Origin of the sequence: Oryzibacillus soli (genome assembly GCF_051594765.1) — a bacterium.
Lineage (GTDB): Bacteria > Bacillota > Bacilli > Paenibacillales > NBRC-103111 > Paenibacillus_AR.
Window position 1 is genome coordinate 37316 of the sequence record NZ_JBPPGJ010000027.1, and the last position, 26953, is coordinate 64268.

General features: G+C 56.7%; 26 protein-coding genes. 20 read left to right on the top strand and 6 right to left on the bottom strand.

What is annotated here, in order from left to right; genetic code table 11:
* Positions 1-8: 8 nt before the first annotated feature.
* Together ACSEXW_RS25885 and ACSEXW_RS25890 are read right to left on the bottom strand one after the other, a co-directional pair.
* A complete protein-coding gene (locus tag ACSEXW_RS25885; protein WP_438449082.1) occupies positions 9-2516 on the bottom strand; it encodes an FAD-dependent oxidoreductase in 2508 nt (835 codons plus the stop codon).
* The gene (locus tag ACSEXW_RS25890; protein ID WP_438449083.1) at positions 2509-2805 is read right to left on the bottom strand and encodes an ArsR/SmtB family transcription factor; all 297 of its coding nucleotides are present in this window, start codon (positions 2803-2805) and stop codon (positions 2509-2511) included. Before ACSEXW_RS25890 ends, ACSEXW_RS25885 begins: the two co-directional genes overlap by 8 nt.
* A gap of 187 nt (positions 2806-2992) precedes the next feature.
* Between ACSEXW_RS25890 and ACSEXW_RS25895 the strand changes: the two genes are divergently transcribed.
* The 5 genes from ACSEXW_RS25895 to ACSEXW_RS25915 all read left to right on the top strand — a co-directional run bounded on the left by ACSEXW_RS25895 (position 2993) and on the right by ACSEXW_RS25915 (position 5283).
* A complete protein-coding gene (locus ACSEXW_RS25895) occupies positions 2993-3433 on the top strand; it encodes an SRPBCC family protein (protein ID WP_438449084.1) in 441 nt (146 codons plus the stop codon).
* 152 nt (positions 3434-3585) lie between these two features.
* Positions 3586-3801, top strand: coding sequence for a hypothetical protein (locus tag ACSEXW_RS25900; RefSeq protein ID WP_438449085.1), 216 nt, complete (start codon positions 3586-3588; stop codon positions 3799-3801).
* 35 nt (positions 3802-3836) lie between these two features.
* Complete coding sequence (locus tag ACSEXW_RS25905) at positions 3837-4706, top strand: YitT family protein (RefSeq protein WP_438449104.1); 870 nt, start codon at positions 3837-3839, stop codon at positions 4704-4706.
* A 47-nt stretch (positions 4707-4753) separates the two neighbouring features.
* Entirely contained in the window at positions 4754-5125 is a 372-nt protein-coding gene (locus tag ACSEXW_RS25910) for a hypothetical protein (RefSeq protein WP_438449086.1), read from the top strand.
* 23 nt (positions 5126-5148) lie between these two features.
* Positions 5149-5283 (top strand): hypothetical protein, encoded by a 135-nt coding sequence (locus ACSEXW_RS25915; protein WP_438449087.1) that lies wholly within the window; start codon positions 5149-5151, stop codon positions 5281-5283.
* Positions 5284-5338: 55 nt separating this feature from the next.
* Here ACSEXW_RS25915 and ACSEXW_RS25920 read toward each other — a convergent pair whose 3' ends face one another.
* Genes ACSEXW_RS25920 through ACSEXW_RS25930 form a run of 3 tightly spaced genes read right to left on the bottom strand, consistent with a single transcriptional unit; the run spans position 5339 to position 10978 of the window.
* Positions 5339-5914 (bottom strand): putative ABC transporter permease, encoded by a 576-nt coding sequence (locus ACSEXW_RS25920; protein ID WP_438449088.1) that lies wholly within the window; start codon positions 5912-5914, stop codon positions 5339-5341.
* Positions 5915-5964: 50 nt separating this feature from the next.
* Positions 5965-10284: an acyl-CoA dehydratase activase-related protein gene (locus ACSEXW_RS25925; RefSeq protein WP_438449089.1), complete on the bottom strand. Its 4320-nt coding sequence runs from the start codon at positions 10282-10284 to the stop codon at positions 5965-5967.
* A 28-nt stretch (positions 10285-10312) separates the two neighbouring features.
* The gene (locus ACSEXW_RS25930) at positions 10313-10978 is read right to left on the bottom strand and encodes a TetR/AcrR family transcriptional regulator (protein ID WP_438449090.1); all 666 of its coding nucleotides are present in this window, start codon (positions 10976-10978) and stop codon (positions 10313-10315) included.
* 271 nt (positions 10979-11249) lie between these two features.
* Here ACSEXW_RS25930 and ACSEXW_RS25935 point away from each other — a divergent pair, with 271 nt between their 5' ends.
* The 10 genes from ACSEXW_RS25935 (at position 11250) to ACSEXW_RS25980 (ending at position 22755) form a co-directional block, all read left to right on the top strand.
* Positions 11250-12017, top strand: coding sequence for a hypothetical protein (locus ACSEXW_RS25935; RefSeq protein WP_438449091.1), 768 nt, complete (start codon positions 11250-11252; stop codon positions 12015-12017).
* The gene (locus tag ACSEXW_RS25940) at positions 11990-12448 is read left to right on the top strand and encodes a hypothetical protein (RefSeq protein ID WP_438449092.1); all 459 of its coding nucleotides are present in this window, start codon (positions 11990-11992) and stop codon (positions 12446-12448) included. Before ACSEXW_RS25935 ends, ACSEXW_RS25940 begins: the two co-directional genes overlap by 28 nt.
* A 162-nt stretch (positions 12449-12610) precedes the next feature.
* Positions 12611-13027 (top strand): ATP-binding protein, encoded by a 417-nt coding sequence (locus ACSEXW_RS25945; protein WP_438449093.1) that lies wholly within the window; start codon positions 12611-12613, stop codon positions 13025-13027.
* Complete coding sequence (locus ACSEXW_RS25950; RefSeq protein ID WP_438449094.1) at positions 12981-14522, top strand: ATP-binding protein; 1542 nt, start codon at positions 12981-12983, stop codon at positions 14520-14522. The genes ACSEXW_RS25945 and ACSEXW_RS25950 overlap by 47 nt, the downstream gene beginning before the upstream one ends.
* A 300-nt stretch (positions 14523-14822) precedes the next feature.
* Complete coding sequence (locus ACSEXW_RS25955) at positions 14823-15656, top strand: phosphotransferase (RefSeq protein ID WP_438449105.1); 834 nt, start codon at positions 14823-14825, stop codon at positions 15654-15656.
* A gap of 296 nt (positions 15657-15952) precedes the next feature.
* A complete protein-coding gene (locus tag ACSEXW_RS25960; RefSeq protein WP_438449106.1) occupies positions 15953-17731 on the top strand; it encodes a cache domain-containing sensor histidine kinase in 1779 nt (592 codons plus the stop codon).
* The gene (locus ACSEXW_RS25965; RefSeq protein WP_438449095.1) at positions 17724-19349 is read left to right on the top strand and encodes a helix-turn-helix domain-containing protein; all 1626 of its coding nucleotides are present in this window, start codon (positions 17724-17726) and stop codon (positions 19347-19349) included. The genes ACSEXW_RS25960 and ACSEXW_RS25965 overlap by 8 nt, the downstream gene beginning before the upstream one ends.
* 110 nt (positions 19350-19459) lie before the next feature.
* Positions 19460-20854, top strand: a complete 1395-nt coding sequence (locus ACSEXW_RS25970) for an ABC transporter substrate-binding protein (protein WP_438449107.1) — start codon at positions 19460-19462, stop codon at positions 20852-20854.
* 116 nt (positions 20855-20970) lie between these two features.
* Complete coding sequence (locus tag ACSEXW_RS25975) at positions 20971-21867, top strand: carbohydrate ABC transporter permease (RefSeq protein ID WP_438449096.1); 897 nt, start codon at positions 20971-20973, stop codon at positions 21865-21867.
* 33 nt (positions 21868-21900) lie between these two features.
* Complete coding sequence (locus ACSEXW_RS25980) at positions 21901-22755, top strand: carbohydrate ABC transporter permease (protein ID WP_438449108.1); 855 nt, start codon at positions 21901-21903, stop codon at positions 22753-22755.
* Positions 22756-22848: 93 nt separating this feature from the next.
* Here ACSEXW_RS25980 and ACSEXW_RS25985 read toward each other — a convergent pair whose 3' ends face one another.
* Positions 22849-23700, bottom strand: a complete 852-nt coding sequence (locus tag ACSEXW_RS25985; protein WP_438449097.1) for an aldo/keto reductase — start codon at positions 23698-23700, stop codon at positions 22849-22851.
* A gap of 140 nt (positions 23701-23840) precedes the next feature.
* Between ACSEXW_RS25985 and ACSEXW_RS25990 the strand changes: the two genes are divergently transcribed.
* From ACSEXW_RS25990 to ACSEXW_RS26010, 5 genes are all read left to right on the top strand, one after another.
* A complete protein-coding gene (locus tag ACSEXW_RS25990) occupies positions 23841-24290 on the top strand; it encodes a MerR family transcriptional regulator (RefSeq protein ID WP_438449098.1) in 450 nt (149 codons plus the stop codon).
* 22 nt (positions 24291-24312) lie between these two features.
* Positions 24313-24711 (top strand): histidine phosphatase family protein, encoded by a 399-nt coding sequence (locus ACSEXW_RS25995; RefSeq protein ID WP_438449099.1) that lies wholly within the window; start codon positions 24313-24315, stop codon positions 24709-24711.
* Between the two features lie 3 nt (positions 24712-24714).
* A complete protein-coding gene (locus tag ACSEXW_RS26000; RefSeq protein ID WP_438449100.1) occupies positions 24715-24990 on the top strand; it encodes a hypothetical protein in 276 nt (91 codons plus the stop codon).
* A 198-nt stretch (positions 24991-25188) separates the two neighbouring features.
* Positions 25189-26442, top strand: a complete 1254-nt coding sequence (locus ACSEXW_RS26005; RefSeq protein ID WP_438449101.1) for an AAA family ATPase — start codon at positions 25189-25191, stop codon at positions 26440-26442.
* A gap of 283 nt (positions 26443-26725) precedes the next feature.
* The coding region (locus tag ACSEXW_RS26010) for a hypothetical protein (protein WP_438449102.1) at positions 26726-26953 on the top strand (228 nt) is incomplete at its 3' end.

The window sequence follows — 26953 nt, forward strand, 5'->3', positions numbered from 1 at the left end:
TCTAACGTTTAAATAAACAAGTTATGACCGGATCCATCCGCTCGGCCGAGGTAATACCCGACCCCGCCGATGCCCACTCCGTCGATCAATTCCTCTCGGGTGATCCCCATCAGATCCATCGACATCTGGCAGGCTACGATCTCCACGCCTTGATCAAGAGCCGTTCGGATCAGCTCCTCCAAGGAGGAGACATTCTTGCTCTTCATCAGCCCCCGGATGATCCGGGGACCCATGCCCATCATATTCATCTGGGACAAGGCCAGCCTCCGGCTACCCCGGGGCATCATGGCGCCGAACATGCGGCCGATGATCGATTTCCGGACGGGAACCCGCCCGGGCTTCCGTATGATGTTCAGCCCCCAGAAGGTGAAGAACATGGTGACCTTCTTCCCGCTTGCCGCCGCTCCGTTGGCGATGATGAAGGAAGCGATGGCCCGGTCCAGGTCGCCGCTGAAGACTACCATCGTGCTGGCTTGATGGGAGGCGGAAGGAAGGGCTGCAGGCACGGATGAAGCGGCACCGTCCCCCTTGCACAGATAAGCCTCGATCATGCCGTTAGGCAGCTTGGTGACCTTCAGCAGACGGTTGCGGGACATCTGGGCCCAGGCCCGGATATCCTCATAGAAGCCGGGGTCCGAAGCCGTCACTTGAAGCACCTGGCCGTTCAGCAGCTGGTCCATGCGCTGCTTCACTTGGATCAGCGGACCAGGGCAGCACAGGCCGCAGGCATCCAGAACGGCATCAGGCGCCGCTGGCATTGCGGACGGGAGCGCCGCATCGGCCATCGCCGCAGGAGCGGGTGCCGTTTCGACGGCTGCCGCGATCTCCTGAGCGGGACCGGATGGAGCGGAGGGAGAGGCGGGCTTCGGTTGATAGCGGCTCATGAGATAGGTCTTGTAGCCGCCGGTCAGATTCCGGACCCGGAAGCCTTTTTGGCTCAATATTCTCGATGCGGTGTAGCCGCGCAGGCCGACCTGGCAGTAGACCCAGATCTCCTGGGACGGATCCAGCTCACTCAACCGGTCCCGCAGCTCATCGACGGGAATGGAGAGGGACCCCGGAATATGGCCATTGGCATGCTCCATCGCCGTGCGAACGTCCACCAGCAGAGTGGCGGCGGGATCGCGCTGCTCCAGATCGGAGGGGACGAAGACTCGGGTTCTGCCCGCGAGGACGTTCTCCGCCGCATAGCCGGCCATGTTCACCGGATCCTTGGCCGAAGAGTAGGGCGGCGCATAGGACAACTCCAGCTCGGTCAGATCGGTAACGGTCCCTCGGAAGCGAATGACGGTGGCGATATCGTCGATCCGCTTATCCACCCCGTCATAGCCCACGGCCTGAGCCCCCAGAACGACTCCCTGCGGATCGAACAGAAGCTTCAGGGAGATGGGGGTGGCCCCCGGATAGTAGGAAGCATGGCTATTCGGATGGACATGGATCACGTGGTACGGCAGGTTCATCCGGGCCAGGGTTTTCTCGCTGCTGCCGGTGGCGGCGCCGGTCAAGCCGAATACCTTGATGATGGACGTGCCCTGGGAGCCCTTGTAGGTGGTCGCCAGTCCGGCCACATTGTCCGCGGCAATCCGTCCCTGCTTGTTGGCGGGGCCGGCGAGGGGGATGGCCGTCTTCTGACCGTTGACATAGTCCACCACTTGAACCGCATCGCCGACGGCATACACATCCTGCAGGTTCGTCTCCATCCGTTCATTCACTTCAATATGTCCGCGGGGGCCGAGCGCCAAGCCGCTGTCCTTCAGGAAGTCCGTATCGGGCGTGACGCCGACGGCCAGCAGGACCATCTCGCTCCGAAGCACCCTCCCACTTGCCAGCTTCACGGCAATCTGGCTCCCGGACTCCTCGAAGCCCTGAACCATATCCGAGAAGATCATTCCGATCCCCTTGTCTTCCAGCTCCTTGGCCAGAACGGAAGCCATCTCGGGATCGAAGGGAGCGAGAATCTGCGGTCCGGCTTCGATCAAGGTGACCTCCAAGCCCGCCTCCTTCAGATTCTCCGCCATTTCCACGCCGATGAAGCCGCCGCCGATGACCACGGCTGAACGGGTTCCCTCCTCCTCGACCTTGGCCTTCACCTTATCCGTGTCCGGGATGTTCCGGAGCGTGAGAATCTTGGAGCTCCCCACACCGGGCCAATTCGGGCGGATGGGCTTGGCGCCGGGAGACAAAATAAGGGCGTCATAGCTCTCTTCGTACACTCCCCGATTCTGGCTGCGGACCCGAACCCTCTTGTTCACCGGGTCGACGGACACCACCTCACTGTGGATGCGGACATCGATAGTAAAGCGCTTGTGCATGGCCTCCGGCGTCTGAACCAGCAGCTTGGAGCGATCCTGGATAGACCCCCCGATATAATAGGGAAGACCGCAGTTGGCAAAGGAAATGTACGGATCCCGTTCGAACATGACGATATGAGCGTCCTCATCCAGCCTCCGAAGACGGGCTGCTGCGGAGGCGCCGCCGGCGACACCGCCGACGATCAGGACTTTCTTCTTAGTCATGGCTGGCTTCCTCCCCCAAAAATAGGATGATCAGCTGTTTGATCTTCTCATTCTTGACCGAGTAGATCATCTCGAGCCCCTGCCGCTCTGTCTCCACGATGCCCAGGCTGCGCAGCTTCTGCAGATGCTGGGATACGGTAGATTGCGGCAGCTCCAGACACTCCTGCATGTGGGAGACATTGCAGCTTCCTTTTTCAAGCAGGCCCTTGATGATACAGAGCCGGACGGGATGGGCAATGGCCTTCAAGATATCGGCCGTTTGGTTATAGACCTTGAAATTGCGATCCATCAGGAACACCTCGTTTAATTTTCGTTTAATCTGTATATTACGATAATACGATATAGGTTGAATAAAATCAATTCGAATGGAATTTCGGTTCTCGGTAAAAAATAGCAGTCGGGAAGAAACACGGAGAGGTTTTTCTGTTATACTAATATAGTAATTATTCTAAAGAAGCTCTCGAGGAGGTTCATGAATGGGAACCAACAGTCCGGTCACGATCACGGTCGAAACAATCGTTCTTGCTCCCGTTGACAACGTTTGGAAGTATTGGACGGAGCCGCAGCATATTACGCAGTGGAGCTTCGCATCCGAAGATTGGCACGCGCCCCGCGCCGAGAACGACCTAAGGGTCGGCGAAAGATTCACCACCCGGATGGAGGCCAAGGACGGAAGCTTCGGCTTTGACTTCGGCGGTGTCTACGACGAGGTCAGGCTGAACGATACCATTGCCTACACCTTGGACGACGGGCGCAGGGTGAATATTTCCTTCCTCCCCCAAGAGAACGGAACGAAGATCATCGAGTCCTTCGAAGCGGAAGAGTCGAACCCCGTCGAGATGCAGCAGGCCGGATGGCAGGCGTTCATGGATAACTTCAAGAAGTACGCGGAGACCTCCGAGAAAGCGAAAGGTTAGGCCAATAGAGCGATAAGCGCATACCCAAGGGTGTGCGTTTTTTTGTTAGGAATGGAAATGAAAGTTGACTAATTGTATACAAACGTATACAATATAACTATAACGTAGCTTAAATGTTACGAAACTACCATTACTCTTCGAGGTGCATACCGATGGCTGAGACTTACCGTAAATCGAAAGTGGAATATTACCTGGCACGCCTGGAGCTCCGCAAAAATGTGCTTACCGAGCAGTTGGATAAGCACGGCTTTGAAGATAAACACGATTTCATCCAAGGGCAGATCTCGGCTCTGGAGCTCGTTGTGAAGGAAATCAAGCTCGAATTCGAGCTGATGAATCCCAAATCGAATCAGGAGGAGAGTACATGAACATTCAAGCCAACGTAATGCCGAGCCCGGGGGCGATGAAGCAGCCACATCACAGCAAGCTGACGACTAAGAAATTCGCCCTCCGCTCCATCATGATGCTGCTGGGAGCCAGCCTGGTTTCCATCGGCCTGGAGATATTCCTCGTGCCGAATAACATCATCGACGGGGGAATCGTAGGCATCTCCATTATCGCGGCGCATCTGTTCCATCTTCCGCTGGGCGCATTCCTCTTCCTTCTTAATCTGCCATTCCTGTTCGTCGGGTATAAGCAGATCGGCAAGACCTTCGCCCTGTCCACCCTCTTCTCCGTCTTCGTCATGTCGGTGGGCACTACCTTCCTGCATCCCGTCCCCCCGATCACCATCGATCCGCTCCTGGCGGCCGTGTTCGGCGGCATCATCCTTGGCATTGGGGTGGGTCTGGTCATCCGCTCCGGCGGCTCGCTGGACGGCACGGAGATCATCGCCATACTGTTCACGAAGAAGTCTCCGTTCTCGGTGGGCGAGATGGTCATGTTCTTCAATGTCTTCATCCTCGGCAGCGCCGGCTTCGTCTTCGGCTGGAACAACGCGATGTATTCCTTGATCGCCTACTACATTGCCTACAAGATGATCGACGTCACCATCGAGGGCTTCAACGAGTCCAAGTCGGTCTGGGTCATCAGCGACAAGCATAAGGAGATCGGCGTCTCCATCATCAGCCGCCTGGGGCGCGGAGTGACGTACCTGAACGGAGAAGGAGCCTTCACCGGCGATGACAAGAAGGTCATCTTCTGCGTCATCAACCGGCTGGAGGAAGCGAAGCTGAAGACCATCGTAGAAGAGATTGATTCCGCGGCTTTCCTGGCGGTGGGCAACATCCATGATGTCAAGGGCGGACGGTTCAAGAAGAAGAGCATTCACTAGCAGGAGTGAAGCCGTAAGAGTTGTAAAGAGAGAGGAGAGGGTTTACGATGCGGCAAGCCTGGAGCAATCGAAAAGGGACGATTCAGCTGCTGTTTCTTCTCCTGATGCTTCCATGGGGGCTTCTCTCGAATGTCCATACGGTGGATCCGGATCAGACCCACGGGTATTATCTGACGATCAAAGCGCAGGACCACGCCATCTCGGCGGTGCATCACAAGCCGTCCCTGCCTCATACGGGGCCTAAGCCTCTCGCGAACGGCGTTCCCGGCGAGGTTCGGGAGTTGTTCGACCCGGTACCGGCGGCCATGAAGATCAGGCTGCTCGTTACCATACCGATTGAATGGAAGCATCTCATGCTCGAGCCTCTGAAGTACAAGTCGAGGTATGTGGGCGAAGTCCTCCCTTATCACAACGTGTGACAGTGGGGGAGGAGGGATTTACCTTGGATCGCAAAGAATACGACCGGCAGAAGGAAGAGCTGGAGAACCGGATTATGGTGCGGGAGATGGTCCGTACCATGTGGTTCTTCGTCGCTTCTCTGATTGCGATAGCCGTCGTTTACTATAGGGTGAAGTAAAAAGAAAGCCGCTGCGGGAATACCGCGGCGGCTTTGATTTTTGCGGCTGAAGGCCTCACTCCGCCGCAACGGGCGGATGCCGGAGCGAGGTGCCGACAGTGTAAGCGGCATCCCCCAGGAACCACGAAGCGGGAAGGAGCCAGACGCGGTGCCAGACCGGCTCCAGCCAGTAGTAGAAGGAAGCCGCGTAGGGATGAAGGACGTAGAGAAACACCAGGCACAGGCCCAGCCAGCAGAGCGAATAGGGCACACAGATGTGGCCGTGGAGCTGATGCCGGAAGTGGGAGTAGTCCCAGTACGTCCGGTGGAACAGCTCCTTCAGCATCACACCGCTGAGATACTCCACCACCGTGGGCACCGTCAGGCAGAGAACCGCCCGGGTCCAGAAGCCCGTCTCCGGTCCGGTCAGGAGCAGGAGTGTAACGGGGGCGATGCCGTACATGGGCTTATAGGGGCCTTGCAGGAAGTTGGCCTTCCGGAAAGAGCCGCCGAGGGCGGCATTGTACGTATTCTCCAGCAGCAAGCCGGCGAAGGAATAGAGCAGGAAGTAAAAGATCAGGGCCTCCACATCGTCATATCGGAGCAACGTCTCTGCGGGAAGCAAGCTTCCCAAGCTCCACCAACTGTCCACGGGCGTCCGCCACCTCTCCTAGGGCATCATGCTGACTGCCCTTAGGGTGTTCAAGTGGTGGGAATATATGCAAGCGCAGACTCGGCTGCGGCGATCTCCTCCTCGGCCGGTGCCAAGACGGGCTTCGCCGGCTTGCGGAGAGCCGCCGCCAGCATCAGCTTCAGCCGGTTCAGCTGATTCACCTCCGCCGCCCCCGGATCGTAGTCGATGGCAGCCAGATTGGCTTGGGGGAAGCGGCGTTTCACCTCCTTGAACATGCCCCGGCCCGTAATATGATTGGGCAGGCAGGCGAAGGGCTGCAGGCAGGCGATGTGATGGACTCCGCTCTCCAGGAGCTCCAGCATCTCGGCGGTCAGGAGCCAGCCTTCTCCGCATTGGTTGCCCAGGGAAACCATGTCCTTGGCCTTGGCGGCCAGCTCCTTGATGGTCAGCGGCGGATGGAACCGGCGGCTCGCCGAGAGGACCTTGCGGATCTCGGAGCGGTAGCCTTCGATGACGGCCGTGACGGCTTGAAGGATCCAATACCGGCGCCTCCCGATGTTCAGCTTCCGGAAGTAGAAGCCCTCGTCATAGATGCAGTAGAGGAAGAAGTCCAGCAGATCCGGAACCACCGCCTCCGCCCCCTCCCGCTCGAGAAAATTCACGATCCCGTTATTCGCTTGGGGATGGAACTTGACGAGGATCTCGCCGACGACGCCCACCCGGGGCTTCCGCTCCTCCGTCCGCAGCGCCAGCTCGTCGAACTCGGCGACGAGCCCCCGGATGACGGCGCGGTAGGCCGGCAGCCGTCCGGATCGGACGGAGTCCCGGCACCGGTCCATCCACCGGCGGAACAGCCGCTCGGCGGAGCCGGGCTCCGCCTCATAGGGCCGGGTCCGGTGGAGGACCTTCATCAGCAGGTCCCCCAGCGCGATGGCCATGATGCCCCGGTGCAGCAGCCGGGCCGACAGCTTGAAGCCCGGGGTCGGATCCTTCGTTCCGAAGCCCAGGGTCAGGACCGGCACATGCCCCAGCCCGGCGTCCCGGAGCGCCTTCCGCAGGAAGCCCGCGTAGTTGGTGGCGCGGCAGCCGCCGCCGGTCTGGGTAATCATCACGGAGGTCCGCTCCAGGTCGTACCGGCCGGATTGAAGGGCGGCTACCAGCTGACCGACGACGAGGATGGAGGGGTAGCAGGCGTCATTGTTAACGTACTGCAGCCCGGCGTCCACCACCTGCTTGTCGGAGCGGGTCACCACCTCCAGCTGGCACCCGGTGGCCCGGAACGCTTCCTCGATCAGTTCGAAGTGGATCGGGGACATCTGCGGGACCAGCACCGTGTGGGTAGCCTGCATCTCCTTCGTCCAGGGGCGCCGGACCGGCTCCGTCTCCCGAACGGTCGATGCGCCCGAGGCTGTGGCGTGAAGACACCGCTGCTTCCGCTCCTCCATCGCCGCCAGCAGGGAGCGGACCCGGATGCGGACCGCGCCCAGATTGCTGCCTTCATCGATCTTCAGCGACGTGTACATCCGGCCGGCGCGCTGCAGAAGCTCCCGCACCTGGTCCGTCGTGACCGCGTCGATGCCGCAGCCGAAGGAGTTCAGCTGGACCAGCTCCAGATGCGGCTCCCGCGACACCAGCTCCGCTGCGGCATAGAGCCGGGAGTGGTACATCCACTGGTCCACGTAGGTCAGAGGGCGAGGGGGGCTGCCCAGGTGGGCGACGGCGTCCTCGGTCAGCACCGCCAGGCCCAGGCCGGCCAGCAGCTCGGGGATCCCATGGTGGATCTCCGGGTCCAGGTGATAGGGCCGGCCTGCCAGCACGATGCCGCTTCGGCCCGTGCGCCGCAGGTGCTCCAGGACCTCCTCGCCCTTGGCCCGAAGCTCCTGCTGGACCCGCCGCTCCTCCTGGCGGGCGGCGAGAACGGCCCGGCGGACCTCGTCTTGGCCCACGCCGTAGGGCTTCAGCTCCTCGAACAGCCGGTTCGCCAGCTTCCCGGTATGGTCATAGGGCAGGTATGGGTTCAGGAACGGAACCGCTCCGGAGCGCAGCGGATCCAGATTGGCGCCGATGACCTCCGGATAGGAGGCGACCACCGGGCAGTTGTAATGGTTATCGGCCTCCGGGCGCTCCTCGCGCTCGAAGGGAATGCACGGATAGAAGATGAACCGGACGCCCCGTTCCGTCAGGCTCTTGATATGGCCGTGGGCCAGCTTGGCCGGGTAGCAGGCAGTGTCCGAGGCCACGGTGTCCAGCCCCTGCTCGTAGAGCTTCCGGGAGGAGCGGGGGCTGAGCTCCACCCGGAAGCCCAGTGCCGTGAAGAACGTAAACCAGAAGGGATAATTCTCATACACGTTCAGCACCCTCGGGATGCCGACGCTGCCCCGGACGGCCTGCTCCCGGCTCAGCGGACGGTAGCCGAACAGACGCTTGTATTTGTAGTCGAACAGATTGGGCACCGGGTCCTTCTCTTCCTGCATTCCTCCCCCGGCCCCCCGTTCGCAGCGGTTCCCGGTCACATACCGGCGTCCGTCATGGAAGGAATGGACGTTCAGCAGGCAGTGGTTGCCGCACAGCTTGCACAGCTCGGCGGCGGAGGTGATGCCGAACCGCTCCAGCTCGGCGGGTCTGGCCAACCGGCTGCGCGCTTGGCCGGCGCAGCGGTCCCGGGCGATCAGGGCCGCCCCGAAGGCGCCCATGATCCCGGCAATGTCAGGGCGGAAGGGGGTGCGGCCCGTAATGTTTTCGAAGGCGCGCAGCACGGCGTCATTCAGGAAGGTGCCGCCCTGTACCACGATCCGGTTCCCCAAGTCCTGCGGAGAGCGGATCTGGATGACCTTGTAGAGGGCGTTCTTCACCACCGAATAGGAGAGTCCGGCGGAGATATCTCCCACGGAGGCGCCCTCCTTCTGGGCCTGCTTCACCTTGGAGTTCATGAAGACCGTACAGCGGGAACCCAGGTCCAAGGGAGAGGTAGCTGTCAGAGCCGCTTCGGCAAAAGCTCCGATCTCCAGGTTCAGGGACTCGGCGAAGGTCTCGAGGAAGGAGCCGCAGCCGGAGGAGCAGGCCTCGTTCAGCATGATGCTGTCGATAGAGCCGTCCCGGATCCGCAGACACTTCATGTCCTGGCCGCCGATATCGAGGATCAGGTCCGTGTCCGGGTGGAAGAAGCGCGCAGCCTGGTAATGGGCCACTGTCTCGATCTCGCCGGCATCCACGGACAAGGCGGCCTGGATCAGCCCCTCCCCGTAGCCGGTCACGGCGCTGCCCGCCAGTACGGCTCCTTCCGGAAGCCGGGTGTACAGCTCCTTCAGCACACCGATCACGGATTGGAGAGGACTGCCGCCGTTGCTGCCGTAGGAGGAGTACAGGAGCCGTCCCTCCTCGTCGATCAAGGCGGCCTTGGTGGTGGTGGAGCCGGCATCCAAGCCCAGGAAGCACCGGCCCGAGAAGCCTGCAAGCTCTCGGCGGGCCGTCCGGCTGCCATGCCGGCTGCGGAAGTCGCGGAGCTCCTCTTCGCTGCCGAACAGCGGCTCCAGGCGTCCGGCTGCCTCCGATAAGGGGGCGAACAGGTGGGGCAGCCGGGCGGTAAGAGCCTTCATCCCGATGGGCTGCTCCCGGCGGGAGGCCAAGGCCGCCCCCATGGCAACATACAGCTGGGAATGAGCGGGAACGATCACTTGGCCGGGAGTCAGGGCCAGCGTCTCGATGAACCGGTTCCGGAGCTCCTCCAGATAATAGAGGGGCCCCCCCAGGAAGGCCACGTTCCCCTTAATGGTACGTCCGCAGGCCAGGCCCCCGACCGTCTGGTTCACAACAGCCTGGAGCACGGAGGCGGCAATATCCTCGCGGGACACGCCCTCGTTCAGAAGCGGCTGGATATCCGTCTTGGCGAATACGCCGCAGCGGGAGGCAATGGGGTACAGGTTCCGGTGGCGGCGGGCCAGTTCATTCAAGCCGGCGGCATCCGTCTGCAGAAGAATGGACATCTGGTCGATGAAGGCGCCGGTACCGCCCGCGCAGGAGCCGTTCATCCGCTGCTCGAGCCCTCCTTCGAAGAAGGTCAGCTTCGCATCCTCGCCTCCCAGCTCGATGGCGACGTCGGTATGGGGGATCAGCTGCTCCACCGCCTCCGTTCCGGCGATCACCTCCTGAATGAAGGGAAGCTCCAGCCATTCCGACACGGCCATCCCGCCGGAGCCGGTGACTGTGATAGTGAGAGGAGGTTCGGGAAACTCAGCAGCCGCCTCGGACAGGAGGCGGAATACGGTGGTCCGGATATCGGAATAATGCCGTTCATAACGGTGATAGATCAATTGGTTCCAGGGATTCAGGACGGCAAGCTTCACCGTGGTAGAGCCTACGTCCAACCCCCATGCGTATGGGTGATTCATAAGGGCCACACTTCCTCTCCGGTTGAGACTACCTCGGCAGCAAGCCGTTCAGCAGAATATCGATCATAAGCTCCAGCTCCTTGTTGTCCTCCCACTCCCCGTCCGGATGGAGGACGGACCGGATCACCGCGTAGCCCATGAAGACGGGAATCACGGTACGAAGGACGGTGGATACGGGAAGATCCCGGATTTCCCCCGCAGCCTGACGGGAGGCGATCATCTCCTGGAGGGAGGGGGCAAGCCGCTTCATCCACAGCTCTGTAACCGCTTCCCGGTAAGGGGTCTGCAAGAGAAGCTCGCGCAGAAGCACCTGCACCGTGTGCGGCTGTTCGAGAGCGAAGTGAAGCCGGTCTTGGGCGACCCGGAACAGCTGCTCCGCCAGAGGCGCTTCAAGCTGGGCCTTGGATTGGGCCTGCTCCCGCCTGATCAGAGGCTCGATGGATTCCAGAATCGAGGGGAGCGCCGTCTGGAGGAAGAGCTGTTCCTTGCTCCCGAATCGCTGGAATAAGGTTTTCTCCGATACGCCGGCCCGCTTGGCAATGGCCATGGTCGTGGCCCCGGAGTAGCCCTTCTCGGCGAATTGCTCCAGCGCGGCGGCGAGAATCCGGCATTCGGTATCGGATGGGGTCCTGCCGGGAGACGGCTTCCGTTCCGATACGGCCGGGTCCAGCATGGACAAGATGAGATCCTTCATGAGGAACACTCCTTTCCAGCTTTTAGTATATCATGGCGCTGGAAAGGCGGTTAAGTAAGCACTTACTTCTGTTTTGTTACAATTTGGTGGCGAATGCCCTCGCCAGCCGAATGGTACGAAGAAGGAGCGGACGAATAACCGGACGGTTGCGGCCATAATTTCAGGGGATCATGGGAATCCTAGGATAAACTTATGCAAGGTCCGAAGAATGGAGGGGGACGTCATCCATAACTTCCGCAACAAGAGCCGGAACAGGCGTTATAAAGCTTATGTGAGCTTGTTAGGGACCACGCAGCTCCACCTTCGCAATCCATATGCAGTTGCCAGCTGGTCCATGGCCTTTCCCGGCTTCGGGCATTTGCTTCTGAACAAGTACCTGCGGGGTTATGCCCTGGTCATCTGGGAGATGTATATCAACCAGAAGATCCATCTGAACACCGCCATGGTCCATACCTTTAACGGGCAGTTCGAGGCGGCGCGGGAGGTCTTGGATCCCAAGTTCATGATGATGTATATCCCCGTCTACCTGTTCTCCATCTGGGACAGCTACCGGACGGCGGTGGATATGAACAAGGTGTTCATCCTGGCCAACCGGGAGAACGGGAGATACAGCACCTTCTCCATGGGAGCGCTGGAGGTGAATTACCTGGACAAGCGCAAGCCCTGGCTTGCAGCCATCTGGTCCGCATCCATCCCCAGTCTGGGCCAACTCTATCTGCATCGGATCGTCCTCGCGGTCTTCATCCTGATCTTCACGATTGTTCTGATGGCCAACTCCCAGCTGCTGCTGGGCTTGCATTATCTGATCCTGGGGGATTGGGAAGCTTCCTCCCGCGTGCTGGAGGTACAGTGGCTCCTGTACATTCCCTCTTTCTACCTGTTCACCATCTACGACGCTTATGTGAATACGGTCGAGAACAACAAGCTTTTCAACGAGGAGCTCACAAGCTACCTCCTGCGGCACTTCCAGCCGCCGGGACGGGTCATCACGGTAGAAAGCAGGGTGGACGGATGCAGATCTTCGCCACATTCGAATTGACCTCCTTCGTGGAGATCGCCATATCCGATCTGAAGGTCAAGGGGATTACGGATATCTATGCGGTACCGCTGGAGCTGCGGAAGGAAGAGGCGCGCATCATGGATACGATCCACCGGGCGGACGGCATCTCTCTGATGGATAAGGGGATGATTCTCGCCTTTATGTTCAGCACCATCGGCGCCAGCAAGGGCTTCGTCTGGAAGGGAGGGCCCATCGTCTGGGGACTGGCCGGGGCTGGCTTGGGCTTCGTGCTGGGGGTGCTGATCAATTGGATCCTCTACTTGAAGACGAAGAAGAAACGCAGGCGGGAAGCCCGCAAGGGCGCGAAGGGTGAAATCATCCTTATCGTCACCTGCAGAGATTCGGAGGCGGACCGGGTGGAGGATATTCTGTGGGACCATATGGCTCTGGGAATGGCCCGAACCCGGTAATGCGGCAGGGACAAATGAAGTAGAGGAAGAAGCCTGTCCGATTTAAGCGGACAGGTTCTTTTTTTGTCGATGGGGTACAAAGGAATGGATCGCCAAACGGCTATTTAGTATAATTACAAATAGTTTCATAGAATCTCCCAAAATGAGGGCCATCCGCCGATCATGAGACAATACGAGCTGGAAATCCATGTGGAAAACGATGTGTACCTGGCGCTGCATTACGCCCGTCTGCTGATGAACGAGCTGGGCTTCTCGGAGATGGAGAAGCAGAAGGTGCTGGTGGCAGTATCGGAGCTGACCCGCAATGTGCTGGACCATGCCGACGGACGCGGATCCTTCCTCTGCGAGATCATCGGCGGACACGGTCTGCGCCTGGTTGTCCGGGATTGGGGGACCGGAATTGAGCGTCTTCCGGAGATCCTTCACGGCGAACCATCACATAACCGCCGGGGCCTCGGATTGGGGCTTGCAGGCGCCAAGCGGATGATGGACGAATTTCATATCAGTACCTCCAAGGAAGGGACGGAGATCGTTGGCATCATATGGAAAGGAAAAGCTCCCCAAAGCCGGCGAGGATGATCTGACCTTGGACCGTCTGGCTTCCATCGGGCAGATCGCGGCGGGAATTGCCCACGAAGTCAAGAATCCTCTGACGGCGGTGAAGGGCTTCCTTCAGCTTCTGAAGGAGCAGCAATCCCACAAATATATCGATGTGGCGTACGAAGAGCTGGAGCATGCGCTGGACACCCTGAACAATCTGCTGCAGGTCTCGAAGCCGGATCTGGAGGACGAGCCTTACTCCTCCATCAATATCTGTACGGAGATCGAGTCTCTCCTGTATCTGTTCCAGGACCAGAGCTACCACCATGTCACGGTGGTGAGGGAGCTGACGGATACCCACGAGCGGATCTACGCCAAGCGCAATCAACTGAAGAAGGCGTTCTTCAACTTGTTGAAGAACGCTTACGAAGCCATCATCGGCGAGGGCATGATTACGATCAAGCACTACGTCCGCAGTGACCAATTGATCATCAGTATCTCGGATACGGGAGTCGGGATCCCGAAGGAGAAGCTGAATCTGCTGGGCACCCCTTTCTTTACTTCCAAATCGGCGGGCACCGGCATGGGCTTGACCCAGGTGTTCTCCACCGTGTACGACCATCAGGGAACCATCGGGGTCAGAAGCCAGCCCGGGAAGGGCACCACCTTCATCATCAAATTTCCCATTGCGCAGACCAGACAGATCGGAGTGGTTAAGTTGAATCTTTCGACCCGGGAGAAGCAGGATTTCAGCCAATTTTTCGCGGAGAACAAGCAGCAATTCGCAGAGATGCTGGCCTCCCAGGGCAAGGACCTGCTGGATGCGGTCCAAGCCGCCAGCAGCTTGAGTGTGGAGTATATCCTGCAGTCGGCTCAGACCATTGCCAATATGCTGATCGACGGCAACGAGCATGCCATGATCATGCACGCCAAGGAGCATGGGCGCAATTGGGCCAAGCATGAGCTGGACCTGATTCTGAAGCTGGAATGGATCCAGATGCTCCGCTCCTTGTATTGGAATTTCCTCTATACCTACCATACGGACAACCGGATGGAGCAGGACGAGTTCTTCAACCTGGAGCGTTCGGTCAATTACAATCTGGACTCCTACCTGAATCACTTCTCCTCCAGCTTCTCAGAATACAAGCAGGAGCTGCTGCAGTCCCAGCGGGAGGTGATCCAGGATCTGACCGTGCCGGTCATTCCCTTGTCCGATGCGATGGCGATCCTGCCTATTGTTGGAACCATGGACACACTTCGGGCGAAGAAGATCCAGGAGGACGTGCTGGTCAAGATCTACGAGCTGAAGCTCAAGCGGCTCATCATCGACCTGTCGGGCGTAGCTTACATGGACACGGCCGTCGTATCCCATCTGTTCAAGATCGTCAACGGCATCGCCATCCAGGGCTGCAAGGCCGTCATCACCGGCATTCGTCCGGAGATCACCAACACGATGGTGGAGCTAGGGATTACGCTGAACGATAAGGCGGAAACCATGGGGACGCTGAAGCAGGCCATTGAGGTCTATCATTAACCGGATTGTCCAACATAGAGGGCCCCGCGTTGCACCGGAAGGTGCAGGCGGGGCTTTTCCCATTTGAAGAATGAAGTTGTTAATACGGCACTCGCCGCTAAGAATAAACTTTTTAAATGAAAAATTCCTCCTTTGTAAACAGCTCGGTAGGATATGATGTATGGAAGTGTTATGTGGAGCTAGAGGAGGATGCATATGTGCCCGGACACTACTGATTTGCCAATAAAGGTAATATACGAAGTGTTAAAGACCCGGAATATCTCACCGAGTGTGCTAGAGCTATACCAAAAGAATGACCGAATGATAGCTTATTTATTAGACAATAAGTATGTCTTGAGAATATCTAAACCCGCGCTGGACGTTCAAATCAAGCAGGACCGAGTAAAGTTGGTCTCATATGTACCCAAAATTCATTCATCCGGGTCCTTTCATGCGTCAGATCGAGAATACTATTATTTGATTACGGAGTATGTGCAAGGCAACGATTTGTGGAGTGTCCTACAGAAATTGACGGATGAACAAAACATTCTTATCGGACAGGATCTTGTTCAATTTCTAACGGAATTACATTCGATAACGGACTCTTCTTATGATATCGGCCACTATATTGCAACCGTTCCGAGGTATAAACGGTCATGGAAGGATGGACATCTTGAGTACATCCATGTGCTGCATAAAGGTCTATCGGAGATGAAGCCACCGTTAATAAGTGAAAAAATCATTTCAGCGGCCTTTGATTACCTCTATTCCAATATAAATTGCTTGGACTACCAGACGGGACCTAAGCTATTGCATAATGATCTTCATCCCAAAAATATCATTGTGCATGAAGGCAGATTGGCCGGAGTAATCGATTGGGAATGCTCGCAATTCGGTGAAGCGGACTTTGAATTGGCACATCTGTTTCATTGGTGCATTTATCCGCCAACGCCAGGCAATACGTATGGATTACTTCTGAGAACTATTGTTGAAAATCTTGGAGTGGTCATGAATGTGCCCCATATTGAAAAACGCCTAACCATCTATCAACTCGAGCATGAATTAAACCAGCTCATTTGGAGTGGCAAGAAGCATGAGGAAGAGAGGGTACGAAGAATAAAGGGTTGGCTGAGTGGCTCGTTACGAATATTCTGATCTAAGAAGAAACAACCGTATCCCATTGTTCTTGGAAAAGACCGGAGGCGCATGAAGCGTGCCTCCGGTCTTTTTTGTTAGCGGCGCTGGGGCAGCCGCAGCTCGTTGCGCCGGCTTGCGGTCATGGAGAAGGCATCTCCTTCATGCAGGTAAAAGGGGCGCCCCAGGGATCAGGCGCTGTACAGGCGGTAATCCCACGGTGTGGGTGCGGTGGATCCACTGTGATGCGGCTGGGTGATTGTCGAATGGTGCGGCTGCATGACATAATCGAGATACATTCTAACGGTCAGGAAGTGATGCGGTTGTCCGACATCAGCAAGCTTTCGTTCCGCAATAAATTGAAGGTGGCGTTTCTTACCGTGACGATCCTCTCGATCCTGATCACGGGCAGTTTGGCCTATGGGATTACCGCTTCCATTCTGGAGAAGAATGCCATGAATCTGACCCAGGATACGGTCGTGACCTCCGCCCGGATTGTGGACGAGAAGCTGAACAAGCTGATGCTGGTCATGATGACGTTCATGATCAGCCAGCCGTTCCACGACATGCTGAAGGACGTGGCCAACGGGGAGACGAGCCGGTACTACACGCATCTGAACAATTTGGACAACGTCTTCTCCCAGGCCCGCATGGCGGAGCCCCTGATCGATTCCATCTTCATCTCCACGCCGATGGGCGAATTCTATCCATTGACGCTGAACCGGAACCGGCAGCAATCCTTCTTCGATACGCCGCTGTATGAGCGGGTGCTTCGGGAGAAGCGCAACGTATGGGTGGAGGGGCACGAGGATCAGCTGTTCTCCGGCAAGCACCGGGTGGTCTCGCTGATTCTGGAGCCGATCTATGACGTTCCGATCCGGGACGTGTACGTGGTGGTCAATATCCGAGAGGAAGGGCTGCACAAGCTGGTAAGCCCGGAGACCGGGAACGACGGCGGGTCGTCGCGTCTCCTGTTGGGGCGGGACGCCAAGCCGGTCTATGATGCGCAGGACGAACTGGCGGCCCGGGCTCTAGGCAGCGGACAGCTGGCGCGGCTGATCGAAGGGGGCTCCTCCGGGAACGACTCCTATGTGCTGGACTCCCGGACGTATCTCCTGAATTACGCCCATCTGGCAACGGCGGACTGGACCATGGTGGCGGTCCAATCGAAGGACTACGTGCTCCGGGACATGATCTACATCAAGTGGATGATGCTCTGGATCACGGCCGGCTGCTTCCTGGTCACCTCCGCCGTATCGGGGGGCTTCACCACCTATCTCCTGCGGCCGCTTCAGGCGCTGCTGCTGGTCATGAAGCGGGTGGAGGGCAATGATCTGACGGTGCGTTATGCAAGCCGGAACCAGGACGAGCTGTCCCAGGTCGGCTTCCGCTTCAACCGGATGCTGGACCAGATCGTGCTCTTGATCGACGAGGTGAAGATGGCCGAGACGACGAAGCGCGCCGCGGAGATCAAGTCCTTGTCGGCGCAGATGGACCCCCACTTTCTCTACAATACGCTGAACACGATCTACTGGAAGCTGAAGCTCAAGCAGGTGGATCCATCGCAGAAGATGGTGGTGGCCCTGTCCCGTCTGTTCCAGCTGGGCCTGAACAAGGGCAATGAGATCACCACCCTGAAGAAGGAGCTGGAACATGTGCGGCAGTACCTGGAGCTGCAGACCTACTCCTATGAGAATCTGTTCGAGTACGAGATCTCGGTGCAGCAGGAGGAGCTGCTCCAGCTCTCCCTCCCGCGCATCATGCTCCAGCCCTTGGTGGAGAACAGCATCCTGCACGGCTTCCGCAGCATGGAGAGCGGCGGCCGGATCGAGATCGAGGCCGGTATGGACCAGGAACGGAAGGTCTGCGTCATCCGGGTCACGGACAACGGGAGGGGGATGGAGGCGGGGCCGCTGCAGGCCTTGGTCCGGGCGGACGGCCACGAGCAGAGCGGCGGCTACGCCATCGGCAACCTGAACAGCCGGCTCCAGCTGTACTACGGCGGGAAGGCCGGCCTCACCATGGAGAGCGTGCCGGATGAAGGAACCACCGTACGGATCCGCATCCCCTTGAAAGGAGTTCCATCCGATGAATAACGAGGAACGTATCAAGCTGTGCATCATCGACGACATCCGGAGCGTAGTGGACGGATTGACCGCCATCGACTGGCACGCCTGCGGCGTGGAGCTGGCCGGTACATCGGCGAACGGCCAGGACGGACTGGAGCTGGTCCGGCGGGTGAAGCCGGAGCTCATCATTACGGACATCCGGATGCCGATCATGGACGGATTGACCATGCTGCATGCCATCCAGGAGCTTGCGCTCAGCTGCAAGGTGATCCTGATCAGCGGATACACCGATTTCGAATATGCCAAGGAGGCGGTGCAGCTCGGCGCCTTTGATTTTGTCGTCAAGCCCTTCACCGAGGAGGAGATCCTGGACGCTGTCCTGCGGGCCAAGGAGGAGATCGGCCGGGAGCGGGAGCGGCTTCTGAACGTGCGCGAGATGGAGCTGAAGCTGCGGGAGAGCATGCCTCTGCTGCGGCAGGAGTATATGGCGCTCCTGATTCAGCACCGGACCCGCTGGGAGCAGGCGGCCAAGCGGTGGGACTTCCTGAAGATCGACCTGAACCCCCGGGGACTTGGGGTCATGCTGATGGAGATCGACGGCTTCCAGGAGCAGGCGGACGCCCTCTCCGTCCATGAGGTGGAGCTGATCCGCTTCTCCGTGCAGAACATTGCGCATGAGACCATCTGCGGGTATACGCCCTGTGTCGTCTTCCGCGCCATGCACAACCGGTTCGTGGCGGTTCTGAACGATCCGGCCCCCGTCAAGGCCATCCAGGTCGCGGAGGCTCTGTGCCATAATATCGGGCGGTATACGAAATTTACCGTATCCGTCGGGGTGGGAGGCCGGGCGGAGACCATCGAAGGGCTGCCGGATTCCTACCGGCAGGCGGAGCGGGCCCTCGTATACCACCTGTTCACCGAAGGCAACGGCGCCATCGATTACGAGGAGATTCCGGGCGCCAACCGGCAGGAGCCCTTGACACTGGACCGGAAGGACGAGCTGCTCCTGGTGCTCCGTTCCGGGCGGGGAGACCGGGCAGCCGGGCTGCTGGGGGAGATTACGGAGAGCCTGCACGGCATGGTTCCGCGGCCGAACCCCGACTATCTCCTGAGCTTGTACGACGAGCTGGCGGCTTCGGTGATCCGGACCTTCTATGAGCTGGTGCCCCTCTCCGCCATCCAGCCGCTCGTCGAACGGTACAAGTCCATGCGCGGCGCCTCGGGCTTGACCCTGTCCGGCCTGGAGCAGCTGCTTCTGACGCTGTGCCGGGAGGGCACGGAGCTGGTGGGCCGGAACACGCTGTCGGAGGGTCAGGCGGTCATCTACAAGTCGCTGGATTACGTGAAGAGCCAGCTGGACCGGGAGATTACCGTCACGGAGTGCGCCGCCCATGTACACCTGAGCCCCAGCTATTACTCGAGCCTCTTCAAGAAAGTGACCGGCGTGACGCTGACTCAGTATGTGACCGGCGAACGGATCAACAAGGCCAAGCAGCTCCTGGTCGGGGGCATGCCCGTGCAGGAGGTGGCCGCGGCGGTGGGGTATGAGGAGCGCCGGTACTTCAGCGACATGTTCAAGAAGGTGACCGGGATGACGCCTTCCGAATTCCGGGCCAGCTACCATCCGGAGACGCCGAATCCGTAGCAAGACCGTATGATCGCCTCCCTCGAGAGTCATCTTACCGCACTCCCTTTCCGGCCGGCCTGCCTTACAATAAAGAAGAAGCATAATTCGACAAAAGGGGATAAGCGATGATGTGGAGAAAAATCGTGAATGCCGGATTGGGCCTTACTCTGGCGGCCAGCTTGGCCGGCTGCGGCGGCAGTGCCGATGACACCAAGAAGGACGCAGCCGGGACTGCCGGAGCGTCGGCAACACCTGCTCAAGCGGCCAAGAAAGTCACCATCAAATACTGGACGGACGACCGTCATGACCAGGAATACATTAAGGAGCTGGTGACCAAGTTCAACAGCACCAACAAGGATAATATCGAAGTCGAATATACCGTGATGTCCGAGAACTACAATCAGAGCGTCGACATCGCCTTCGCCAGCAACCAGGCGCCGGACGTGCTCCGCTTGAAGAGCGCCAACACGGAGACCTTCTTCAAGAAAGGCTATCTGGCTCCCATCGACTCCTATCTGAACGAGGATCTGAAGAAGAAATTCTCCTCCGTCCTGCTCGACGGGGTGAACCGCTTCGACGGCAAGCTCTACTCCCTTCCGAATACCGGACTGACCTTGAGACTGGTCTACAACCAGGAGCTGTTCGAGAAGGCGGGCATTAAGAATCCCCCGGCTTCCCTTCAGGAGATGGTGGATGACGCGAAGAAGATCACCGACATGGGCAAGAAGGAAGGCGTCTATGGTTTCGCCTTGAACTTCAAGAATCCGAAGGGCGCCTTCGACCGCTCCATCCGCGAGATTCTGTCGCTGAGCGGCTACCAAGGCCTGGGCTTCGATCTGAAGACCGGCAAGTTCGACTTCGCACCGTATGGCCAAGCCATCGAATACTTCAAGAAGATGTATGCGGACGGCAGCATCATGCCGGGCGCCGAGACGCTGGACATCGACCCGCTGCGCGCTCAATTCGCCGCCGGCAAGATCGGCATGTACCTGAGCTTCTCCACCGAGCCGGGCGTGTACAAGGATCAGTTCCCCACCAAGATCAAGTGGGCGGGCGCCTATGCGCCGACGCTGACCGGCAAGCAGCTGGGCACCTCGGAGATCGTATCCGCCGGCACCTGGCTGGGCATCAGCAATAACTCCAAGAACAAGGACGCCGCTTGGAAATTCATGCAGTTCATGTACGGTGACGACATTCTGACCACCTACCATGAGAAGGGCTTCGGCATTGCCGTGGTTCCGAGCATCGCAGAGAAAGTGAAGAAGCCGGAGATTCCGGGCATCGACGGGTTCCTCGTCACCAAGACGGACTCGCTGTGGCCGACCACTCCGAACGTAACCCCGGAAGGCGCCAACTACGGCGACGCATTCTTTAAGTACATGCTGCAAGGCGGAGACCTGAAGAAGATCGTGGATGATTTGAACACCCGCTACAACGCGGCGTTGGGCAAGGCTGTCGAGAAGGGCGATGTGAAAGTAGCGCCGAATCCGGGCTTCGATCCGAGCCAGCTGATGGGCAAATAATAAGGCAGGACAGGGGGGCCTTTGGTGAGTTTCTGACGAAGGCTCCCTTTTTCACACCCAAAACAGAAAATAAGTTCCATATTATACTAATATGACTAAAAAAGGAGGCGGCACCAATGTCCAAATGGACCCGCTTCAGGGAAAATACGACCTTCCTGATTCCCAGCGTCATCCTGACGCTGACCCTGGGCATATACCCACTCGTCTGGGTGCTGCGCTACATGTTCTACGATTATGCCGGATACGGCCAGGAGCTGTTCGTCGGACTGGATAACTTCCGGCGGCTGTTAAGAGATACGCTGTTCTGGGACTCCGTCAAGAATACCTTCATCTTCGCAGGCGGCAAGCTGCTCCTGACCATCCCGCTGTCGCTGCTCCTGGCCGTGCTTCTGAACGGCAAGCTGCGGGGCCGCAATCTGCTGCGGGCCATCTATTTTATGCCGACGGTCATCAGTACCTCGGTCATCTCCGTGGTCTTCTATATCATCTTCAACTCCTACAACGGCATGGTCAACCAGCTGCTGCTGAAGTATCACATCATCTCCGCTCCCATCGATTGGCTGGGACCGAAGCATGCGATGCTGACTGTCGTTCTGGTGGCGGTGTGGGGGGCGGTGGGGAACTACATGCTGCTGTTCCTGGCCGGACTGCAGAGCATTCCGCAGGACCTGTACGAGAGCGCGTCGATCGACGGGGCCAACTCCTACCAGCGGTTCGCCTACATCACAGTTCCCATGCTGGCGCCGGTCATGCAGATGATCATCATGCTGGCCATCATCGCTTCGCTGAAGGGCTATGAGAGCATTATGCTGCTGACGGAGGGCGGCCCGGTCGGCAAGACGGAGGTCATGTACCTGTACCTCTACAAGCAGCTGTTCCCGGTATCGACGGGCTCGCCCGTTCAGCAGCAGTTCGGCTACGGCAGTGCCGTCGGCTTCGCCACGGCGCTTATCGTCGGCGCCATCACCGCTCTCTATTATGCACTCAGCAAGCGGATGAACAAGGTATTCTAGGAGGTGCTTCTCATGATCAACCAACAAGCGGGTATGAAGGACCGGGGAGGCTTCCGGCCGGTGGCCTGGACGGGACGCGCGGTAATGTGGATCTTCCTTCTGGCTACGGCGGTTCTGACGCTGTTCCCCGTCCTGATGACGGTATTCGGGTCCCTGAAGAGCAATGCGGAGCTGATGAGCGGCACGGGGCTCCTGCCGGAATCGTGGCGGTTCCATAACTACGCCGAAGCCTGGAAGCAGACCAAGTTCGCCACCTATACGTGGAACAGCGTCTTCCTGGCCGTCACCGTCACCATCGGCAACCTGCTGGTCGCCTCCATGGGTGCGTATGTGGTGGACCGGCGGGAATTCCGGGGGAAGGCACTCTATGTGGGGATGCTGGCTTCCACCATGTTCATCTCCGTAGGCGCCGTGGTGCTGCGCCCGCAGTTCGACCTGATGGTCAAGCTGCATCTGAACACCACCCTGTGGGGGGTGGCGCTCATCCTGATCGCCGCCCATTCCAGCACCTTCTTCATCCTGCTCAGCTTCTTCAAGTCCATTCCCCGCGAGCTGGATGAAGCGGCGATGATCGACGGCTCCAGCTTCACCCGGAGCTTCTTCACCATCATCCTGCCTCTGTTGACTCCGGGGCTGGGGGTTGCCGGCCTATTCGCCTTCCGTCAGGCCTGGAACGAATTCATCCTGCCTCTCGTGTTCACGATGACGAATCCGAAGCTGCAGACGCTGACGGTCGGTCTGGCCAACCTGCGCTACGGCTCCTCGGCCGCCATGCAGATCCATCTCATGATGGCCGGCGCCTGCCTGTCCATTCTGCCCATGCTGCTGGTGTATATGGCGGCGAACAAGTCGTTTATGCAGGTCACGGCCGGTTCTGTCAAAGGATAACGGCAGCGGCGGAGGTGATCCCGAATCTGCGTCAGGCTCCATAAGAGCACGAGAAAAGGACGGTCTCCTTAGGGGGGACCGTCCTTTTTTTGCTTATAATTCTACTCTCCAATTGCCCATCATCTTGGCGACTTCCGGATCGCGGTACGATAAGAAGAGACTTTCCCGCGTATCAAGGGTAGCAATTTGTTGGATATCTTCCAGACTCAATTGAAAATCGAAAATGTTGATGTTTTCGATGATCCGTTCTTTCTTCACCGACTTCGGAATGACAACGACTTCGCGTTGAACCAGCCAACGAAGGATGACTTGGGCGACGGATTTGTTGTGTTTCTCTGCAATCGAGGCCAGCACTTCGTTACCGAACATGTTGTTCCGTCCTTCGGCGAACGGAGCCCACGATTGGTGCTGGACCCCCTGCTCCTTCATAAAGGCGGCGCTCTCGATCTGGTGGTAGAACGGGTGTGTCTCGATCTGATTGACGGCGGGCACGATTTCGTTATGCACGATCAGGTCCATCAGACGGTCGGGCAGGAAGTTGCTGACCCCGATCGCCCGGATTTTGCCTTCGCGGTACAGGTCTTCCATCGCACGCCAAGCGCCGTAGTAATCGCCGAACGGCTGATGAATCAGATACAGGTCGAGATAGTCGAGCTGCAGTTTCCGGAGAGACTTGGCGAACGCCAGCTTGGCGCTCTCGTAGCCGGCATCCTGAACCCAGAGCTTGGTCGTGATGAACAGCTCCTCCCGCGGTACACCGCTCCGCTTGATCGCGCGGCCGACCGCTTCCTCATTCAGATAACCGGCGGCCGTATCGATTAGTCGGTAACCCGCCATCAGGGCTTCATATACGGCGTTCTCACATTCATCCGCATCGGGAACCTGGTAAACCCCGAAGCCGATAATCGGCATCTTCACCCCATTGTTTAAAGTTACGGTTTGCATGGACCTTCCTCCCTGTGTTCAAATGATTAACAGCAAAAGGATTCCATTTACAACCCATTTGCGTTACTCTGAGCTTAGTACCTTCGTGTTACACGAAGTCAAGCCGCTTTATAAATAAATGTTCCCGAGGAGGATGTCCCATGCATACGGTCAAAGAAGCCGCTCTGATGACGGGGCTTACTGAGCACGCCGTGCGCTTTTACACGGATAAGGGTCTGGTGCCAAGCGTACAGCGCAATGCGAATAATATCCGGATGTTCGACGAAGAATCGATCAACTGGCTGCATGGCGTCAAATGCCTCAAGCAATCCGGTATGTCGATTGAACGGATTAAAACGTACGTCGATCTCTGTCTCGAAGGGGATTCGACTATTCCGCAACGCTTCGCACTCATGATGCAGCATAAGAAGGAGGCGCTCGCGAAGCTCGAAGAGGCCAAACGGCACGTTGCCCATTTGGAGCAAAAAACGGACCTCTATCAGGCCATTCTCGAGCACCGCTGCCCAGACAAGACCAATCCTAGCAACTGGGACACCATCAAGCATATGCATAGTGATGTATTCTACTCAACCTCTGCTCGGAAGGCGTAAGAGGATAAGGGGGATGAAACCCATGACGCAGCTGTACCTCATCAGACATGGCGAGGCTTGTATGATCAAGAATGGAATCGTGAACGACTACGGATTAACGGAGACGGGCGTGGCGCAGGCAAGGAAGCTGAGGGATCGGCTGGTTCGAACAGGGGAAATGAGTTCCAGGAGATGCGTCCCGGTCAATTTTGGTACGGCCCTTAATCGAGTGTGTCTCCAACACGCTGGCAAAACCATTGCAATCGTCTGTCACGGTGGAGTAATCGATTGCACGTTCCAGTATTTCTTCGGGTTAAACGCCTTTGAGATGCCAAGGGTTGGGTTTCAAACCATCCAGACGTCCCTTACGCACTGGGCGCAGCACGAAGACAGATCTTGGTCTCTTATCAAATACAACGATGCCCGGCATCTGGAGGCTTAACAGATGGCCATCTGTTTGAACTTTGAGCTGGTGAGAGTAAGAGGGACTGTCGCAGAGTATCGATTTGGCGAATGCCTGAAGGAGCTTGACGGATTATTCGAGGTTGATCTGCCGAGATTGATAAATGGCGATATTTCATTGGACACACCCATCTCTGAACTGGTGATACTGAAGAATAAGAACCAGTCACAAGCAGCAGCGAATCGTGTGTTTAGTAAGATCTATAAATATTACCTTGCGCATAACGAATATCCTGAAAAGGGCGGTTACTATACGTAGTTGATTAAGGGAAAGTCTCCACGGTGGCCTTATAATTGGAAAGACCAATAGCTTAACGAAATAGGATATTGATTCTGCGAAATTCGCAAATTGGTAGTTATCGAAAATCCGCAAAGAGCTATAAAACAAGTATTTACATTATTGGCTCGAGAAGTGTATTCTGAAAATGGTAACTTATTTAACAGGGAGCGTTATTAAATGGCAAAGAGACGGTTTGTTGATCCATTTTTTCCTAATAGGCCTGTTGACGATCCTAATCGTTTTTCGGGAAGAGAGTCACAAGTAGACGAAGTTGTAGACTCTCTATTCCAAACGGCAAATGATAACCCAAAACATACTATAATCACCGGTGATAGAGGTATGGGGAAGAGTTCATTACTTCTTCAAACCAAATTGCTTGCAACTGGTGATAATCGATTAGCTGATAAGTTGAAAATTGATTTAGGGTTCGAGGTGTACAACTATATTGTTGCATGGCATGACGCCAACTATGACCAATCTTCTGAACATATTGTGCACGGTCTACTGAGAGACCTGGAGAGTAGCATAAAAAGATTTTTTGGAAAATTTAATTTAGAGCTAGATATTTACGGTGTGAAAGTAAATGGCAAAGAGGGAAGAGAGAAGACAATAGCTGACTTGGTAAACTATTTTTGTGAGAAACTCGAAACAAGTTACAAAGCAGTAACTGAAAATAAAAAACAAGGCATAATTTTGTTCATTGACGAGTTGGATCGGGTAAAGCCTGACTCTGGAATAGCCACTTTCTTCAAACTTTGTACGGAGAAGTTGAATAGGGAAGGAATGAAAAAAATATCTTTTTTTTGTGCGGGCATTACTGGTGCGGTACAAAAACTTGAGGAAGACCATGGTTCAATTTTTCGTACATTTCGTGATGTTCCAATCCCACGCTTAACATTGGAGGAAACTTCCTCTATTCTGACAGCTGGATTTGGAAAAGCGGGATTTTCATTTGAACCTAAAGTACTGAATTGTGTAAATGACTTGGCAGTCGGTTTTCCTGAACCAGTACATATACTTGGGAGTGAGATGTTGTCGGTAAGTGAAGACGAGCACTTGACAGAATTGGACTTTGAAAATGCCAAAATTAAAGTAGTTACAGATGTAAGAAGGAATAAATTGCGGTCATTGCTTCAAAGGGCAGGGTATGGAAAGTATCAACAAATACTTGAGGCTATGGCATCATATGATGGAGCTTATGTCCCATTAGACTATATCTCTAAGTATATTGGTTACGAACAGAATCAATTTAGCACGAATATTTCCAATCTTATTGATCGTGACACAATAACACGGGTTGACAAAGGCGTGTATACCTTTGTTGACCCATTACTTAAAGAATATATTAGGAATTTTGGTGTTCTTAATATTAAGAAAAATGATGAAGAAGATGAAGAAGAAAGAGAAGGGCAATTAACTATAGACATATAAATAACTACTAGCGGCGATCGAGACTCAACTCTCTTATCGCTGCTTTTTCACTTGAAAAAAAATATTGGGGGACTTTGCGCAGAAGTTGTGGACTTCCGATAACACCGTATTCACGCTGCGGGCCTGACGGGCCTTGGTCTGCAAGAGGCCTTTCGTGGAAGTGGAATTAGCAGACACAGACAATCCTGCACTGGCTAAGTCCGTCTGAGCCGGGGCTAGCGCCCTTAAGCCAGTGAGGATTCGTGAAATATCGGAAACTGACTCATTTGGGAGGAGCATTTCATTGAAGCAAGTTGATATAACCAAAACCCTCGAAGAACTTGAAGGACAACGCTGGGGTGAACCAGTATTTAATTCTGGACTGGTTATCCGGGGTCTGTCAAGAATTTTGTGTAAACTCATTTATAGGGAACTCCCCCGGGGAGGGGGAGTTGGCCTGTCTAGCGTAAATGTTGACCGACCCGATCCGGGAAAAAGACAGACAGTTGCAGCAGCATTTGTCCCCAGTTTT

Coding starts and splice junctions, on each gene's coding strand:
- ACSEXW_RS25885 (WP_438449082.1), bottom strand. CDS start 2,516: ATGACTAAGAAGAAAGTCCTGATCGTCGGCGGTGTCGCCGGCGGCGCC.
- ACSEXW_RS25890 (WP_438449083.1), bottom strand. CDS start 2,805: ATGGATCGCAATTTCAAGGTCTATAACCAAACGGCCGATATCTTGAAG.
- ACSEXW_RS25895 (WP_438449084.1), top strand. CDS start 2,993: ATGGGAACCAACAGTCCGGTCACGATCACGGTCGAAACAATCGTTCTT.
- ACSEXW_RS25900 (WP_438449085.1), top strand. CDS start 3,586: ATGGCTGAGACTTACCGTAAATCGAAAGTGGAATATTACCTGGCACGC.
- ACSEXW_RS25905 (WP_438449104.1), top strand. CDS start 3,837: ATGAAGCAGCCACATCACAGCAAGCTGACGACTAAGAAATTCGCCCTC.
- ACSEXW_RS25910 (WP_438449086.1), top strand. CDS start 4,754: ATGCGGCAAGCCTGGAGCAATCGAAAAGGGACGATTCAGCTGCTGTTT.
- ACSEXW_RS25925 (WP_438449089.1), bottom strand. CDS start 10,284: ATGAATCACCCATACGCATGGGGGTTGGACGTAGGCTCTACCACGGTG.
- ACSEXW_RS25930 (WP_438449090.1), bottom strand. CDS start 10,978: ATGAAGGATCTCATCTTGTCCATGCTGGACCCGGCCGTATCGGAACGG.
- ACSEXW_RS25940 (WP_438449092.1), top strand. CDS start 11,990: ATGCAGATCTTCGCCACATTCGAATTGACCTCCTTCGTGGAGATCGCC.
- ACSEXW_RS25945 (WP_438449093.1), top strand. CDS start 12,611: ATGAGACAATACGAGCTGGAAATCCATGTGGAAAACGATGTGTACCTG.
- ACSEXW_RS25955 (WP_438449105.1), top strand. CDS start 14,823: ATGATAGCTTATTTATTAGACAATAAGTATGTCTTGAGAATATCTAAA.
- ACSEXW_RS25960 (WP_438449106.1), top strand. CDS start 15,953: ATGCGGTTGTCCGACATCAGCAAGCTTTCGTTCCGCAATAAATTGAAG.
- ACSEXW_RS25965 (WP_438449095.1), top strand. CDS start 17,724: ATGAATAACGAGGAACGTATCAAGCTGTGCATCATCGACGACATCCGG.
- ACSEXW_RS25970 (WP_438449107.1), top strand. CDS start 19,460: ATGTGGAGAAAAATCGTGAATGCCGGATTGGGCCTTACTCTGGCGGCC.
- ACSEXW_RS25975 (WP_438449096.1), top strand. CDS start 20,971: ATGTCCAAATGGACCCGCTTCAGGGAAAATACGACCTTCCTGATTCCC.
- ACSEXW_RS25980 (WP_438449108.1), top strand. CDS start 21,901: ATGAAGGACCGGGGAGGCTTCCGGCCGGTGGCCTGGACGGGACGCGCG.
- ACSEXW_RS25985 (WP_438449097.1), bottom strand. CDS start 23,700: ATGCAAACCGTAACTTTAAACAATGGGGTGAAGATGCCGATTATCGGC.
- ACSEXW_RS25990 (WP_438449098.1), top strand. CDS start 23,841: ATGCATACGGTCAAAGAAGCCGCTCTGATGACGGGGCTTACTGAGCAC.
- ACSEXW_RS25995 (WP_438449099.1), top strand. CDS start 24,313: ATGACGCAGCTGTACCTCATCAGACATGGCGAGGCTTGTATGATCAAG.
- ACSEXW_RS26000 (WP_438449100.1), top strand. CDS start 24,715: ATGGCCATCTGTTTGAACTTTGAGCTGGTGAGAGTAAGAGGGACTGTC.
- ACSEXW_RS26005 (WP_438449101.1), top strand. CDS start 25,189: ATGGCAAAGAGACGGTTTGTTGATCCATTTTTTCCTAATAGGCCTGTT.